Below are 15,449 nucleotides of genomic sequence, written 5' to 3'. Positions count from 1 at the left end.
CCTTTTATGTTTATTCGCATTTTTATTTTTCAAAGATTCTATCAATTTTTGTTTTTAAAAGCTATTTTGTTGATTGAATGCGGATTATAAGCTTTTATTTAGGGCATTTATTCTCTAAAGAAATGCGTTTGAGTTCGGGCAAAGGGAGATTTAAACGTTCAATATGTTTTAAAGATTCCTTACAAAAATTGCTTAAATCCTTTTTGATTCCATAATATGCCCATACCCCTTGCCTTTGAAGTTCCAAAAACCCTGCATCTTTAAGGATTTTCAAATGCCTTGAAAGTCTTGATTGAATCATCTCTAAAGATTCTTGTAAATCACACACGCAAAGCATACCCTGCTTTTTAGAATGCAATGCCAAAAATGCAAGAATTTTCACGCGACTTTCATCATTAATAGCCCCTGTAATCCTTAAAAAATCATCTATATTTTGCATTTAATAGCCTTAAAATTTAAAGATATTATACAATTTATAAGCCTAGTAACACAACCAAAAATCCAATCCCAACGGCAATTACTAATACCATTGCGACAAATATAAAAAGTAGGCGTAATTTAAACATTGACTTTAGCAAAATTAATTCCGGCAAAGAGCAGCCCCCACCGGCGATTAAAAAACTCATTATCGCACCTAGTGGCACTCCAGCATTGATAAGCCCAAGCCCAATAGGAATAATGGCTTCTACGCGGATATAGAGTAAGATTCCAACAAGGGCAACAAGGATTATGCCAAAATAATCAAAATTTTGCAGTAGAGATTCTAAGCTTCCCTGCGGGATGAAATTGTGAATCAAAACTCCAATAAACATACCTACCACAAGATAGGGTAGAAGTTTTTTGTATTGCTTAAGACTTGCATTGAGCGTGGATTTAAAAGATATTTTCAAATCTTGACTTTGCGTAGAAAAGCTTTTAATGTGGATTTTAGGACTTTGCGTATAACAATTTTGAGTTTTTAAAATCTTAATAGGACTTGGTGCATTGGTGCTTTTTGCCCAGCAACAAGACATTGCACTTTCTTTTTGGAAAAATTCACTCTTAAGCAAAAGTGTGGAATTGCAATTTTTCAAAGCAAGCGAGAGTAAAAAAACTGCCACCACTACAAAGATTGTATATGCCATTGTAAGGGCGATTCCAAAGCTAATTAGGAGCATTGCAAGGATAATGGGATTAAGAAGTGGAGAACTTAAAAGATACGCGAAGCTCACACTCAAATGCACTCCATTGCGTAGGAGGGCTTGAAAAAATGGAATGGTAGAACAAGAGCAAAATGGCGTGATAGCTCCCAAAACAATGGCTTTTAGGTAGCTTGAAGAATTTAGGTTTAAATGCTTTTTGATAGTGTTTGCATAACGTGCATTAAGGAAACCCACAAGCATATCTATGCTGATAAATAAAAGCGAGAGTTCTGCAAAGAATATTACAAAGTTTTGTAAGGCATTAAGAATTTGGTGTGAAATCATAGAATATCCTTTGTATTTAGAATGAATATAATGAAGTATAATATAAAATAATTAATATATCAATATATCAATATATTTAGATATATTAAATTAAAATGATTATCTTTGCTTAAAAATTTAATATTTTTGTCAAAGGGAATGTGTAAAGATCTAACTAAGAATCTAATTTAAGAATCTAATTTAAGAATCTAATTTAAGAATCTAATTTAAGAATCGCGTGGGCAGGAATAGAGTAGGAATCGCTGTAAATGCGTTTTTATACTTCACAATAACATTGCTTATCTAATAAATGCTTTCAAATTCGTATTAAAGATGTAGTGATTTTTTCAAAAGGAAACTTTTGCGCTCTAAAATTGGATTTTGGAATGATTAAAACCTTATTCATACCTTTCAAGCATAGCTAAAAGTTCATCTTTTGAGGAAAATTCGTTTTTTTGAAGAATCTGATTTTTAGTATTAACTTCTTTCCATTTGGCTTGGAGATAGGGGATTTTTGCATTTTTTGCTGCCTCCTCATCTTTAAGACAATTCCCCACAAAAACACTTTGTTTGAAAGGAGCATTTTGTAAGATAAAATAAATCATCATAGGGTTAGGTTTAGATTCTATATTAGGATTTGTGCCAATGATAATATCAAAATATTCTGCGATATTATGCCTTTGCAAAATTGGTTTTAGTTTCTCTTGGGGAGCGTTAGAAGCAAGAGCTAAAAAATAATTTTTTGTCTTGCAAGTTTGGAGCATTTCACGCACACCTTCAAATAGTGTTGCACTTTGCTCATAATGCTTTTTAAAGTATGATTCAAAGCCAACTTTGTAGCTCCTATGGGGAAAATTGTCAATATCATAAAAAACTTTTGCACAATCAACGCCGGGTGTGTGTATAGCGTGTTGTATGGTGGATTTTGGAATCTTTGGTAGTTGTTTGTCTTGGCGAATTTCAGCAACTGCAGCACAAATGCAATCTTCACTATTAAGTAATGTTCCATCCATATCAAAAATTACATTTATCATTTACTCTCCTTATGTGGTAAAAATTATAAGTTAGATTAGGTAAGAATAGGCTTAGTTGGGATATTTTGGATTTAGAGGATTTGTTTGAATAAAAAGATTAGTATTGGAATTTAAAATATGAGTAAGTGGAAATATTTTGGTTCGTTAAGTAAATTTGACAAAGTGAATTTGAAGTCGCCTTTGGATAGAATGGTAAAAACAATTACCTTAAAATAGAGGATAAAGAGGCGATGAAACTTCAAAATATTTTATTGGATTCAGCAACTTTTGGATAAACGATTTAGTATAATCTTATATTTATATCAAAAAATTTAGTTGGAAGCTTAATGATAGCAAAAGAAAATTTGCAAGAAATCTTAATCTATTTAGGATTTACCGCAAATAATAAAAATACAATATTCAAAAAAACCTATCAGAATAATGCAAATATTTTTATAGAAGTGGATTTTAACAAGGGGGAAATTACTTACGCTCCGCTAGATTCTCGTTTCAAAGAGGGCGAGTATCCAAGCATTGAAAAGCAAAGCACAGGTTTTGTTATCCACAAAAACACCACAACAAATTTTAGCTCCAATGAAAATTTTGTTTGCCTTATTGCTATTGACAAGCTTCTAAGCAAAGGCTATGGACCAAAGCACATTATCCTAGAACCCACCTTTAAAGTCGGGCATAATCAGCAAGTTTATGGTGATATTTTGGTGCTAAATCAGCAGTTTGAGAATCTCATTTTGATAGAAAATAAAACCTATGGTGCGGAATTTAGCAAAGAATGGAATCTTATGCTAAAAAATGGCGGACAGCTTTTTAGCTACTATGCAGTGAATAAGACAGATTTCTTATGCCTACTTGCTTTTGATTATGAGCCAAGCCTAAAAAGCCTTATTTATACTAGCCATATCATCACTACAAAGGACAACCAAAAGCATTTAGAGATTATTAACGCAGACTTAAAAGAAGAGGATAAAAAGTTAGGTTTTGAGGATTCTAAAAACGCAAATGCAAAGGATTATTACAAAGTATGGAATGAAAGCTATTCTTTAGCATATACGAGCAAGGGCTTATTTGAAGAGGATATTTTACCCTACAAAATAGGCAAAGAAAAATACACGCTTAAAGACTTATCGGTCGTGCCTTATAGTGAAATTAGCGGTATTTATCACAGCTTTGCGACTATTTTACGCAATAATGCCATAGGAAATTATGAAAACACCTTTTATATCCTTGTAGATTTGTTTTTATGCAAAATCATTGATGAGATACAAAACTCCCAAGATTTGCAGTTTTACTACAAAGGAATCTTTTATGATAATCCCTTTAGCTACTGCGATAGACTTTTAAATCTCTATGAAAAGGGAATCGAAACACTTTTTAAAAAGAAAGTTGTCAATGTCCAAAAAAGTGAAATTGACCATCTTTTTGAATCTGCTAAAAGACACAAAGGCAAGTTTAAAGAAAGCATTGAAAAAATCTTTGACAAGCAAAAATACTTCAATATCAAAAAATTTAATTTCATTGAAGTAGAAAACGAAGAAGAATTTTTTATTAATTTTAAGGTTTTGGTGCAAATTACAAACTTAATCCAAGATTTCTACATTAGCAAAAGCGAAAATAACCAATTCTTAGGCGATTTGTTTGAGGGATTTTTAAATCGTGCTGTGCATCAAACAGAGGGGAGATTTTTCACTCCTACGCCAATTACAAATTTTATCATTAATTCCTTGCCAACCTTAAGTAATAATGCCAAGATTTTAGATTTTGCTTGTGGGGCGGGACACTTTTTAACCGAATTTATCGCACATAATCAAAACGCCAAGCTTTATGGCATAGAAAAGAATAAAGATTTAAGCAAAGTCGCAAAAACCGCTTGTATCTTTCACAATCCCGAAAGTAAATCACAAATCATTTTCCAAGATGCCCTAGATTTCATCAAAGAAAATTATAAAGATGAGTTTGAAAATGAAAGCTTTGATTTAATACTCTCAAATCCGCCCTATTCTGTAAAAGGCTTTTTAAGCAACTTAGATAAAGCCTTAAATGCCTTTAGCTTAAGCCAAAGCATAGACTCTAAAAGCTATGACAAAAACAACGCCATAGAATGCTTTTTTGTAGAGAGAGCAAAGCAATTCTTAAAAGAGGGCGGATATTTTGCCCTTATCTTACCTGTGTCTATCTTGCAAAAAGGTGGAATTTATGAAAAAACAAGAGAGCTTTTATTGGCACATTTTAAGCTTTTATGCCTTGTAGAGCTAAACTCACGCACTTTTGGTAGCACAGGCACGCAAACGATTATTTTATTTGCAAAAAGAGTGAAAAAATACGATGAAGATTTGATTTCTAGGCTTAAAGATTCTAATTTTAGCGACGAAGCTTTAAGCGATGATTTTAACGATGAAAACTTTTTGAAAAATTACTGCGAGTTTATGGGCTATGATTATGAAAGTTTTAAAAAGTTTATGCGTGAGTCAATTTTAGAGGATAACCTTAAAAATTCAAGTATTTTTAAAGAATATTTAGCAGATTATGAATCTTCAAAGCCTAAAGTATTTAAAAAGCAAAAGCTTAGTGAAAACGACAAAAAAGCTCTTTTTGAAAAGTCTAGCTTTTTTAAAGATTTAGATTCCAAAACACATAAAAAGCAATATGGCGAATTTTTAAAAAGCGATGCATACAATAAAGCAGAGGAAAACTTACGCTTTCAAAATTTCTTAAATCAAGTCAAAGACCTAGAATGCGAGAAAATGCTTTATTTTGCTTATATCAAAGATGAAAAAGTGCTAATCCTAAAAAGCCCAAGCGATAAAAATAAAGAGGGCAAAAGCAACAAGGCAAATATTGTTAAGTTTCTAGGCTATGATTGGAGTAATCGCAAGGGCGATGAGGGGATAAAATACATTACAAACAAACCTATAGATTCTGAGCTAAAAGAAAGTGATGAGGATAGCGATGAGGAGAAAAAGCAAAAAGAAGTCTTAAGAAATATTAATTCTGTGAAATTTATCCAAACCCCGCTTTATAATCCTAGCGATAAAGAGGACAGCACCAAACTAGCCTACGCACTCAAAAGCTTTATGGAGCAGGATTCTAACAACACCTTAAGTCTTGATAATCTTTTGGAATCTTTACAAAGCAATGAGCAAGATAGTTACACACTTTTTAGCACACAATGTAAGGATTTGCTGGATTTTTCTAGGGTGGAGTTTAGCAAGGCAATTAGTTTGAATCCTAAAAATCTAACAATCTTTAGCAATCCTTTTGAAAATTCTCAATTTGAGCTGGTGAAGTTAGGGGCATTGCCTAACCTCACCATCGCAAAAGGAAAATCTATCACACAAAAACAGGTAAGATTAGGCAATATAAAAGTTGTCGCTGGAGGGATTGATTATGCTTATTTACACGACACTTCAAATCGCCCAAAAGACACAATTACAATTAGTGCTTCTGGAGCAAATGCTGGATTTGTTAATTATTGGAATGAGGAAATTTTCGCTTCAGATTGCACTACTATTAATTCAGACTCAAAACTTGATATAAAATTCATTTATTATGTTTTGCGATTTATTCAAAAAGATATTTATAGATTGGCTAGAGGAGCTGCACAACCACACGTTTATCCAAAAGATATTGAACAAATTGAAATCCCACTCCCACCCCTAGAAATCCAAAAACAAATCGTGAATGAATGTGAAAAAGTAGAAGAGCAATACAACACCATAAGAATGAGTATAGAAGAATACCAAAAGCTTATTAAAGCGATTTTAGTAAAATGTGGAATCTGTGAAGCAGATACTGCGCAATCCACTAATAGTGTGGGGGGGGGGGGGTAATAATCTCTCTTTTAGCAGCCTAGATTCTATTGATATTTTTATTGCGCAGATTTTAGCGCATATTGCAGAGCTAGAATCCAAACTTGATTTTGAATTTTTACAAAGTTTAAACGCGGAAGTCACAAATAAAGAATCTCTAACCCTTGATAGCAAAGAATTTCAAAATATTTTAAATGCACTTCCGATTCCACCAAAAGAGGGTTGGGAGAGAAAAAGACTAAGCGATAAAACAAAATTTAGTTTAAGTATTGGTAAAAGAGTGCTTGATAGCGAACTTAATCCAAAGGGTAACATTCCTGTTTATAGTGCAAATGTCAAAAAACCCTTTGGATTTATAGACAAAGAGATTTTAAAGGATTACACAAACGAAAGTGTGCTTTGGGGGATTGATGGCGATTGGCTGGTAAGTTTTATGCCAAAAAATACTCCTTTTTATCCAACTGACCACTGTGGTGTATTGCGCGTGAATGGAGGAGAGGCAAAACTTATTGCTTATATTTTGGGAGATGAGGGGGAAAGGGCTGGATTTTCTAGGACTTTACGAGCCTCCATTGAAAGAATTGCTGCCTTAAAAATTATATTTCCACCTCTAAAATCCCAACAACAAATCGTGAATGTGATAGAAAATATAGAATCCCATATCACGCATTTAGATTCTATAACCCCACTTTTAGAATCTAAAAAACAAGAGATTCTTTTGGAATCTTTAATGTAAATACAAAATAAAATTATAGTAGAATGCAAAGCAAGATGATTAATGCGGTTTTAATCCCCTTACTAGAGCTTTCTATTCAAGAAAAAATAGAATCTAAAATCACACAAAGCTTTGCTTTAAGGGCAAAAAGCAAAGAGTTATTAGAGGAGGCTAAAGTAAAGGTGGAGGAAAAAATAAGCTTGCTTTAACCCACCCATTCGCATTGTATTTATGTCTTTAAGATTCTAAAAGGGGCAATCTATAGTATAAATCAAAAATCGTCTCAAAAAACAGCATAAGACGCATTGAAACTTTGACTATATAGAGCAAAAGCAGTATGAGTGTTTTTGTAAATAAATAGGGGTGATAAAAGCTCAATAGCTTTATGTAGTTAGAAGCCAAGCTTAGTGCTAGGCTAGAGATGATATTGGGTTAATGTGAAGCTATAAAATTAGCAAAAGCCCCTAAAATAGCCTCTGCGATTTGTTTATCCTCTGCCTCACTTCCTCCACCTACTCCGATTCCGCCGATAAGCTTATTGCCAATAAAAAGCGGATATCCTCCAGATACAAGGCAGATTCTAGAATCTGTAGTATGTATGCCCATTAGAGATTCGCCTTCTTTGCTATATTTAGCGACATCTTCAGTTTTTGAACGCGTGATAACAGAAGTATAAGCCTTTTTTGGCACGAGATGAATGCTTAATAAAAGTGCTTCTTTAAACCTCCTAAAAAACTTCAAATTTCCACCTTCATCAACAATAGCAAAGCTTATATCAACGCCTAATTTCTGTGCCTCTTCTTGTGCTTTTTTGCTTAAAAACTCACAAATTTCATCATTTTAACTGCATCTTATTCCTTTTGAATATAAATCAAAGGGAAGTAAGCATTTTTTTGTAAATGTTATGGCATATTCCCTATCCTTTCTTTTGATAAAGTATTGAGATATAATTACCCCAATTTATTTTAATTTTAAGGAAGTGTAGATGGAAACAATCTTGCTTTTAAATGGCGGTAAGGCTTTTGGAAGTTCGGGTGGGAGGCTTAGTCAAACCTTGCACGATACCGCAAAGCAGACTTTGCAATTACTAGGCTTTGAAGTTTTGCAAACACATATTGATAAGGGTTATAATGTGCAAGAAGAGGTGCAAAAATGGCTAGATAGTAAAGCAATTATTTATCAAATGCCCGGTTGGTGGATGGGAGAGCCTTGGATTGTCAAAAAATACATTGATGAAGTCGGCGTTGCTGGAGCTGGGAAGTTTTTTACAAGTGATGGACGCCATAAGCATAATCCAGCGGTAGGCTATGGCACAGGAGGACTTTTAAAGGATAAGAAATATATGTTTTCGCTTACTTGGAATGCACCTATAGAAGCTTTTATAGAGCCTAATGACTTTTTTGAGGGTGTGGGGGTAGATGGTGTGTATTTGCATTTACACAAAGCACACGAGTTTATGGGAATGAGTGCGTTACCAACTTTTATCTGTAATGATGTGATGAAAAACCCACAAATAGAACGATATATCAAAGATTATGAGGCACATTTAAAGAAAGTGTTTGCATAACCTATAATCTATGGATTCTACACTGCTCCCAATACACGTTTTAAACGCAAAGTAGGTAGGATTTAGTAGTATCGATACAAAATTATAAAACCCCCTAGCTTCTTTTGTAGAGCGGATTATAAAGGTAATTATGAAGGAGATTTTGCTATAATGCCATTTTAAAATTATAATTTGAGATAAATCACTCTTAGATGTTGCGATGATAACAAAAGAAAGCTTCAAAGAGTTTTTATATATTTTGGGATTCTTTTTCTATTGTCCTTAATATTGCCTGTATTACACTACCATCTTTTAAGGTTTTTAAAAACTCTAAAGCCTCTTGGTGTTTAATCAGATATTGCAATGCTACCCCTTATAAAACACACAAAAGTGGGAAGTCCTACTTGTCTTTTGCATAAGCAAAGGCTCTTTATCAAAGCAACTTAGAATCTCACTTAAACTAATTTGTGCTTCACTCCACTTAAAAATCAAAGTGCCATTACTTTTTAGCACTCGCATACACTCCTTAAAGCCCTTAGCTAAATCCTCTTTGTAGTTTTTATCAAGTTTGCCATACTTTTGCACCATAAAAGATTTTTCACTGCCATACTTAATATGTGGAGGGTCAAAAATCACTAGAGAAAAACTCTCATTTTCGAAAGGTAGATTCTTAAAATCTGCTATCATATCAGGCTTAACGCTAAAGTGTTCATCTTTTTGCTTACTCTTTTTAAAGATTGTTTCAAATTTACGTTTATCACAAAATAGCACATTAGGATTATTCTTATCTGCATAAAACATCTTGCCACCACAGCATACATCAAGGATAGGTTTCATTTTTTTTTAATTCATCGTCATCTCTCATTATTCTCCCTTTAAATTTGGAGAATATTAAAAAAATTAAGTTTTGAATTAAAGGGTTAAAAACTGAACTTTAAAAGGATAAAGATCATCATCGGTTGCTTTATTTGCATTATTTTGAATGTAGTCAAGGATTTTGTCTTTTAAGTTCAATGTCTAGTCCAATTTAAAATCTGTGTTTTTACGCTTTTTTAAAGTAAAAAGTTCCTGCCATAAAGCACAGCATTGCTAATGGAATAAAATTTTGTTTTATTATAATGGCTGCTAGTGTGATGATAACCTGCCTCTCCAAAATCTAATAGAAAATCTTTAAACTCCTTTAATGTTAGTTCTGTCCCAAAGATGGCATTAAATTCTTTCACATCTTGTGAATTCCACTTGCTTATGGGCTTTTCTCCATTTGCATAAGAGGAAATGGCATTATTGCTCATAGAATACCCACTATAACCTCGTCCATACCCTACACTCTGATATCTTTCTAGTATAATAGAAGCAGTTTCATTCTTGTTAAAAGCAGCTTCTTTTATTATGTTTATTTCCTCTTGCGTATAACCATTTTCTAAAAATTCTTGTATATTGTCAGCAATCTTTGCTTCAAAGTATTCTCTTTCGTCTTTAGTCATTCTAGGGAGTGAATGAATAAGTCTATTTTTATCGATTTCATTCAAGGTCGGATGATTTTTAATCGCTACAACCCATTTTTCTACTGCTTCATCATTCCAATTCTTTAGGTTAAAGGGCTGATAATCAAGCAATGATTTTATTTTTTTGGCTTTTTTTTCATATTCTGGCAAGAGCTTTTTATATTCTAAATAATCTTGATCTTGCTCTAAAAGGATTTTTTGATAATCGACTATAGAAACATTTTGTATATTATTTTCTTTCATTCTTCGTCTGGTTTCATTTTTGCTGATTTTTTGAAAATTAGATTTTAAACTATTCACCCTCGATTCTAAGTCAAACAATTCTCGTTGTTTTATCACAAAATCATCTAATCCTTTAATGGATTTTAAAATATCTGTTTGCTTCAATGCTTTTATGTCCTTTAAAGCTTGTGTATATTTGATTTTTTGAGCTAATCTTTGAATAGATCCTCTAATATGAAATACATTCGCTCTTTCAACAAGGTCTATCCATTGTTCTGCTAAATCCTCATTAAAATTTTCAAGAGTGAAAGGGTTTTTTTCTTGAGGCGTGAAGTTATTTATTTCCTGTTGCAATTCCTCTCGTCTTTGAAGTAAAGTATCATATCCATATTGATTTCTTAGCTGTTTTTTATATTGTGCAACAGTGAGATTTTGTATGCCTTTTTTATTGATTTCTTGTCTTAATTCTCTGTTATTCCCGAAATTCATTGATTCAATGTTTGCTATTTTTTCTTTAACCTCAATATATTCTTTTAGTTTTTGTGTGGCTTTTTGTGGTAAAATGCTTTTTGGATTTTCTAAGGGCGTATTAGGGTGCATAGGCTCTAGTTTCCTAGACTTAGAAAGTTGCTCCCCTATAGCTTGGCTATGCACTTGCTTAGTAGGGGCTTCTAATTCCTCTAATTCCAAAGTATAGATTTTATTCCCGTGTTTAGTAGTTTCTTTTAATGTGATGAGGGCATTTGCGTTTTCAAATTGTGCATTATAGCGATGAATTTTCAAATAAATCTCCCCGTGTTTGTCTGCCGTTGTCTCCTTAAAAATTGCATTTTTATAAAGGGTTTCTATATCATTCACTGCGTTAAAGTGTTCCATTGCGGTAAAACCATTTGCTACACTTTTTGCAATCGCCTTGTCACTTACCATTTTGCCGATATTCCTTTTGCTTACTTGTGCTATGCGTCCATCGTGAATATTTATAATATTTTCACCAACAATGCTACTAAGTGTTTGCTTTGCAGATTCTCTTAAGCTATAAATCTGCTCTTTCTCCACCTCCCTTAATATCCCTTGTGCTTGAATCTCTCTACCTTTTTCATTTTTTATAATATATCTAGGCTCTAGGGATTCTAAAATAGGATATTGTTTAATTGCACTCTCCCAACCTCTACTTAGAGTATTGGCTAATTCTTGTTGTAATTTCTCTTTAAATGCTGGATTATCTTTTAAGGCTTTAAATCCTTGTGCTACTGCCTTACTTCCTATTGCACCCCCTGCAAGTCCTAAAAGGAAGTTTTGTGGATTAAAGCTTAGGTTTCCCTGTTCGTCTGTCTCAAACCCTGCAACACTCCCCCCTACTAATCCACTACCTAAGTGAGGGTTAGAATGATAAATATTAGGGGATTGTTCGTTGAAGTATTGAAAACCCTGTTTTGTTGTATCTTTTGTAGTAGCGGTTTTAAAATCCCCTTTGCTCTTAGGGATGCTTCCCTTATTCTCCACTGCTTTAATTTGGTTAGGGTTAAAGACTAAAATATTAGTATCAGGTTTGCTGCTGCCATCTAAGATATTTTTAATCACTACTGCATCGTGTTTGTCTTTTTTATAGTCTCGCTTAAATTCTTGCAAAATTGCAGGTAAAGCCTCTTTATATTTTTTGCCTTTAGCGTTATAAATTAAAGGATTTTTTATTTTTAAATAGACTTCATATACTGCACCATCAAAGCGTCCATAAGAATGTGCTACTTCTTTATTTGGACTTAACCATATAGCTTTTTCAAAACCATCACTACTATTTGGTATAAATATTTCTATATCGTTTGAATTGCTCCCGTGATAAAAAATCTTAGGCTTTTTTCCATTTCTTACGATAGGGTGTAGCTCGTGAATATCTCCTAACCATTTCTTAAGCCCCTCTTGATAAAGTTTGTTTTTGTGGTTTAGATTCTCGGCAATATCATTATCTATTGCTTCTTTATAGACTCGGATTTTTTCTTGGTAAGCATTAAAGAATATTTTAATTTTAGATACCTTGTTGTTTAATAAACTATTTCGCAAATTATCATAAGCTTCTTTTAATTCCGCTCTTTGTTTTAATGGCTTAGTGTATTTTGAATATTCATCATCCAAAGTAAAAGATAATTGATTTTCACTAGAAAAACTTTTTTTAAACTTTTCTTGAATTTGTGGTATAGTTAATTTTTTGTTTATGTCTTTTTCATAAGCCTCTTGCACTTTAGGATTTTTGAAATTTATGCCTTTTTGTGAAAATCTATCAGAAAAGTATGTTATGATTTCATCATCAGCGGAGGGCGGGGTGGATTTGTGCCCCAACCCGCTGTTTTTATCACTTACTACTAATCTAAACTTGGTTCCTTTATCATTAAACCATTCATAAATATTTGCATCTTTTTCCATAAAAGGTTCTTGATATTTTTCTAAATAAGCTCTTAAATCTTTACCTAAATTTAAATATTCCTCTTGTGAAACAAACCCTTCACTAAAAGGCTTGAAGTGTTCTTTGATATGCTTTGCACCTTTACCTTTATTTTTTGTGTTATGGTGGTAACCCTTAAAAAGCATTATATGATTTTCTACCGCTTCTAAATCTTTAAAAACCCTTGCAGCATTCTTTCCATTGTAAGCAACATTATAAAGTCCTTTAACCTCTTTATTTTCTAATTCTTTTAACTCAAGGGATTGCATTTGCCTCTCTTGCAATTTTGCTTTTTTCTTTTCTAAAAGTTTGGTTTCATTCATTAAGTCTTCTAGTCCATCAGCACTTAGTAGATTGCTTGTGGCTTCTTTGTCTATTTGCTCTAATTTAGCGTTTAGCTCTTGGATTTGCTTGGCTCTTTGGTTGTGCCTTTTGTATTCTATGCGTTTTGTGATGTCGGGCTCTTTTGCGATAAAATCCGCATCTACCATTTCATCGGGTGTAAAGATTGGATTAGATTGTGGTATAATGGTGTTAGAGTTTGGTAAGGGGTGCTTATCAGTAAAAAGGGTATCGCCGAAAGTCTTATCCTTTCCTCTATCCACTTCATACGCAGTTATTACCCAATGATTCTCACCATCACCTTTAAATCCTTTAGAAATTCCTAGCTTGTAGTATTCTCCATTCTCTCCTTTATGCCATAGAGTTAATGCACTTTTATCATCAATAACTTCCCCCCTCTCTACAATCTCTGGAATAAGATTTATATCAAAGTCTGGATGCTTATCTATTATATGTGCTAAGCCATATCCTTTATGGGTTTGTGGGTTTGTAACTTCTCCCCAAACTAAATCAATCTCCCCATTCCCGCTAAGCTCTTTTAAGTCCTCTCTAAAAAATGCTCCTTTTGCCTGCCCCATTTTTGCATCACTTAAAACTTTAAGTGCTAATTTGCCTTTATCTTTAGATTCTGCAAGTTTAAAGTTTATCCCAAAAGGCTCACCATTTGCTTTTAAAAACTCATTTTGGTTTTTTGCGTATTTTTCAAACAGATTTAAAAAATGATTATTTTCATCAAACCCTAAGGATTTAATCTTGTATTGTAAAATTGCATTTGCTTTTTCATCATTGAGTTTTATATAAGGGGGATAACTCTTTCCAATTCGTCCATCATAATCTGCATAATTGGTTTTTATTTCTACCTCTTTGAAACTATCTTTTAATAACTCTATTTCTTTTGGTGTAAGCTCACTTTGTGCTTCATCAATAAAAGCTTTTGCTTCTTTTGTGCTATTAAAATCAAATCCTAAAGTGCTATAAATCCCTCTTTGTGGATTATAAATATTTTCTCCCTTGTATTCTCTATCTCTTGGATTATCACCTATTGCTTTAAGCTCTAAAAAACTTTTAAAATCATCATCAGGAAGTAAATTGTGGTTTTGCTCTAGGGTTTCTTGCAGGGGTTGTGTTTGTATTTCTAGCTTGGCACTTTTTGCATTTTGCTTATAGTTTAAGAGTTTGTTTTTTTCACCATTGTTTAGCTCTATACTTATGCCATTTTCAAAAAGGGTTGCGTCTTTTTGTGAGGTTTTATAATAATGCCTTATCCATTCAAGCTTTTTTTCTACTTCACCGCTACCTTTAGCGATTTTAAAGATGACTTTTTGGTGAAAATTAAGCCCACTATTATTACTAGGAGATATTTTTTGAACTTCTAACTCAAAATGCTTTCCATTTTGTAAAGTGCCTGTATAAATTTGTGAATAATCTTTATTCAAACCTAGATTATGAATACTTGCAATATCAAAATCAGAAAAAAACTTATCCACTCCTAAAAGCCTGTATTTTTCATAACTGGCTTTTGAAATGTTTGTATTTTCAAAAAATGCACTTAGTCCTTGCACTAATTGGTTTTTAAAACCTGCTATTAATTCAAGAGATTGTGAAGAGGTTGTGGATTGTGGTATAATCTGTGTATCAGTTTTTGCAATAGGCGTGGTAAGGGTTTCCCCCTGCATATCTGCCACCTTTGTGAGCATTAACTGCCCTTGTTCCTCTTTGTTGGTATGCCTTTGAGTGTTAGACGAGGGACTTAATTCTTCTAATTCTAAAGAATAAATCTTTTTCCCATTTTCTATACTTTCTTTTAATGTAATAAGGGCATTAGCTTCTTTATTGTTAATCAATAATGGGCTATCAAACCGGTATATTGCTCTTAAATGTGGGCTTTGATTTTTATCTGCTTTTGTGCTTTTTAAAGTAGCATTTTCAAAAAGCTTATTTATATTTTCTCCTGCTTTAAAATGCTCATCTCTACTAAAGCCATTATTTATACTCTTATCCACTGCCTTTTTACTAGCAATCTTATTGATACCTGTAGATGAGATTTGGGCTTTTATATTTGTAGCAATATTTACAATATCTTTATTGACATAGGGGCTTAAAGCCTCTTTTAAACTTGTCCTTAACTCTGCAATACTTTTACTTTGCTCTGTATGGTAGGTAAGGGGTGTTTCCTCTAAAATCTGCCCCTCCAAACTACCCTTAAACCCCTCTTGTTTTTCTTTAAGTTTAGGGAGTAGCTCTAAGAGTTCAGAAGTTTCTTTGCTGGGTATCCCACTTTTAATACTAATACTTAAAAAATCATAAATATCTGCACTACTTATTGCTCTACCATTACTAAAGAGTGTGGGTTCTAATTCTTGCCTGAATGTTGGCTCTAAATTCTCTAAAAATTCAAAG

The 15,449-nt window shown here is 33.0% G+C and carries 10 protein-coding genes; 4 read left to right on the top strand and 6 right to left on the bottom strand.

Annotated features, from left to right (window positions below):
* Window positions 1–94: 94 nt before the first annotated feature.
* The 3 genes from LS72_RS01435 to LS72_RS01425 all read right to left on the bottom strand — a co-directional run bounded on the left by LS72_RS01435 (window position 95) and on the right by LS72_RS01425 (window position 2,479).
* Window positions 95–439, bottom strand: coding sequence for an ArsR/SmtB family transcription factor (locus tag LS72_RS01435; RefSeq protein ID WP_238700657.1), 345 nt, complete (start codon window positions 437–439; stop codon window positions 95–97).
* Between the two features lie 34 nt (window positions 440–473).
* Window positions 474–1,466 (bottom strand): permease, encoded by a 993-nt coding sequence (locus tag LS72_RS01430; RefSeq protein WP_034552848.1) that lies wholly within the window; start codon window positions 1,464–1,466, stop codon window positions 474–476.
* A gap of 377 nt (window positions 1,467–1,843) precedes the next feature.
* Window positions 1,844–2,479 carry an HAD family hydrolase gene (locus tag LS72_RS01425; RefSeq protein WP_034552846.1) on the bottom strand — a complete coding sequence of 212 codons (636 nt, stop codon included), beginning with the start codon at window positions 2,477–2,479 and terminating at the stop codon, window positions 1,844–1,846.
* Between the two features lie 326 nt (window positions 2,480–2,805).
* On the opposite strand from LS72_RS01425, the gene LS72_RS01420 reads away from it, so the two are divergent.
* From LS72_RS01420 to LS72_RS10690, 3 genes are read left to right on the top strand one after another with little or no spacing between them, the layout of a single operon-like run.
* Complete coding sequence (locus tag LS72_RS01420) at window positions 2,806–6,303, top strand: N-6 DNA methylase (RefSeq protein ID WP_138154914.1); 3,498 nt, start codon at window positions 2,806–2,808, stop codon at window positions 6,301–6,303.
* Window positions 6,245–7,018 carry a restriction endonuclease subunit S gene (locus LS72_RS01415; protein WP_238700656.1) on the top strand — a complete coding sequence of 258 codons (774 nt, stop codon included), beginning with the start codon at window positions 6,245–6,247 and terminating at the stop codon, window positions 7,016–7,018. The genes LS72_RS01420 and LS72_RS01415 overlap by 59 nt, the downstream gene beginning before the upstream one ends.
* A 23-nt stretch (window positions 7,019–7,041) precedes the next feature.
* Window positions 7,042–7,206 (top strand): restriction endonuclease subunit S domain-containing protein, encoded by a 165-nt coding sequence (locus LS72_RS10690; RefSeq protein ID WP_194145521.1) that lies wholly within the window; start codon window positions 7,042–7,044, stop codon window positions 7,204–7,206.
* A gap of 223 nt (window positions 7,207–7,429) precedes the next feature.
* Here the strand turns inward: LS72_RS10690 and LS72_RS01410 are convergent, their stop codons facing one another.
* On the bottom strand, window positions 7,430–7,828 hold the full coding sequence (locus LS72_RS01410) for a GlcG/HbpS family heme-binding protein (protein ID WP_034554891.1): 399 nt from the start codon (window positions 7,826–7,828) through the stop codon (window positions 7,430–7,432).
* 154 nt (window positions 7,829–7,982) lie between these two features.
* On the opposite strand from LS72_RS01410, the gene LS72_RS01405 reads away from it, so the two are divergent.
* The gene (locus tag LS72_RS01405) at window positions 7,983–8,564 is read left to right on the top strand and encodes an NAD(P)H-dependent oxidoreductase (RefSeq protein WP_034554892.1); all 582 of its coding nucleotides are present in this window, start codon (window positions 7,983–7,985) and stop codon (window positions 8,562–8,564) included.
* Window positions 8,565–8,909: 345 nt separating this feature from the next.
* Here the strand turns inward: LS72_RS01405 and LS72_RS01400 are convergent, their stop codons facing one another.
* A complete protein-coding gene (locus LS72_RS01400; RefSeq protein WP_034554893.1) occupies window positions 8,910–9,380 on the bottom strand; it encodes a class I SAM-dependent methyltransferase in 471 nt (156 codons plus the stop codon).
* Between the two features lie 215 nt (window positions 9,381–9,595).
* The coding region (locus LS72_RS10685; RefSeq protein ID WP_194145520.1) for a putative barnase/colicin E5 family endoribonuclease at window positions 9,596–15,449 on the bottom strand (5,854 nt) is incomplete at its 5' end.

The organism is Helicobacter apodemus (assembly GCF_000765745.2).
In the GTDB taxonomy this organism is placed as follows: Bacteria; Campylobacterota; Campylobacteria; order Campylobacterales; family Helicobacteraceae; genus Helicobacter_D; species Helicobacter_D apodemus.
The sequence above is the reverse complement of the archived record's forward strand: the minus strand, read 5'-3'. Positions and strand labels throughout refer to the sequence as shown.

Excerpts from the sequence above, each read along its gene's own strand:
- LS72_RS01435 (WP_238700657.1), bottom strand. The coding sequence starts at position 439 with ATGCAAAATATAGATGATTTTTTAAGGATTACAGGGGCTATTAATGAT.
- LS72_RS01430 (WP_034552848.1), bottom strand. The coding sequence starts at position 1,466 with ATGATTTCACACCAAATTCTTAATGCCTTACAAAACTTTGTAATATTC.
- LS72_RS01425 (WP_034552846.1), bottom strand. The coding sequence starts at position 2,479 with ATGATAAATGTAATTTTTGATATGGATGGAACATTACTTAATAGTGAA.
- LS72_RS01420 (WP_138154914.1), top strand. The coding sequence starts at position 2,806 with ATGATAGCAAAAGAAAATTTGCAAGAAATCTTAATCTATTTAGGATTT.
- LS72_RS10690 (WP_194145521.1), top strand. The coding sequence starts at position 7,042 with ATGCAAAGCAAGATGATTAATGCGGTTTTAATCCCCTTACTAGAGCTT.
- LS72_RS01405 (WP_034554892.1), top strand. The coding sequence starts at position 7,983 with ATGGAAACAATCTTGCTTTTAAATGGCGGTAAGGCTTTTGGAAGTTCG.
- LS72_RS01400 (WP_034554893.1), bottom strand. The coding sequence starts at position 9,380 with ATGAAACCTATCCTTGATGTATGCTGTGGTGGCAAGATGTTTTATGCA.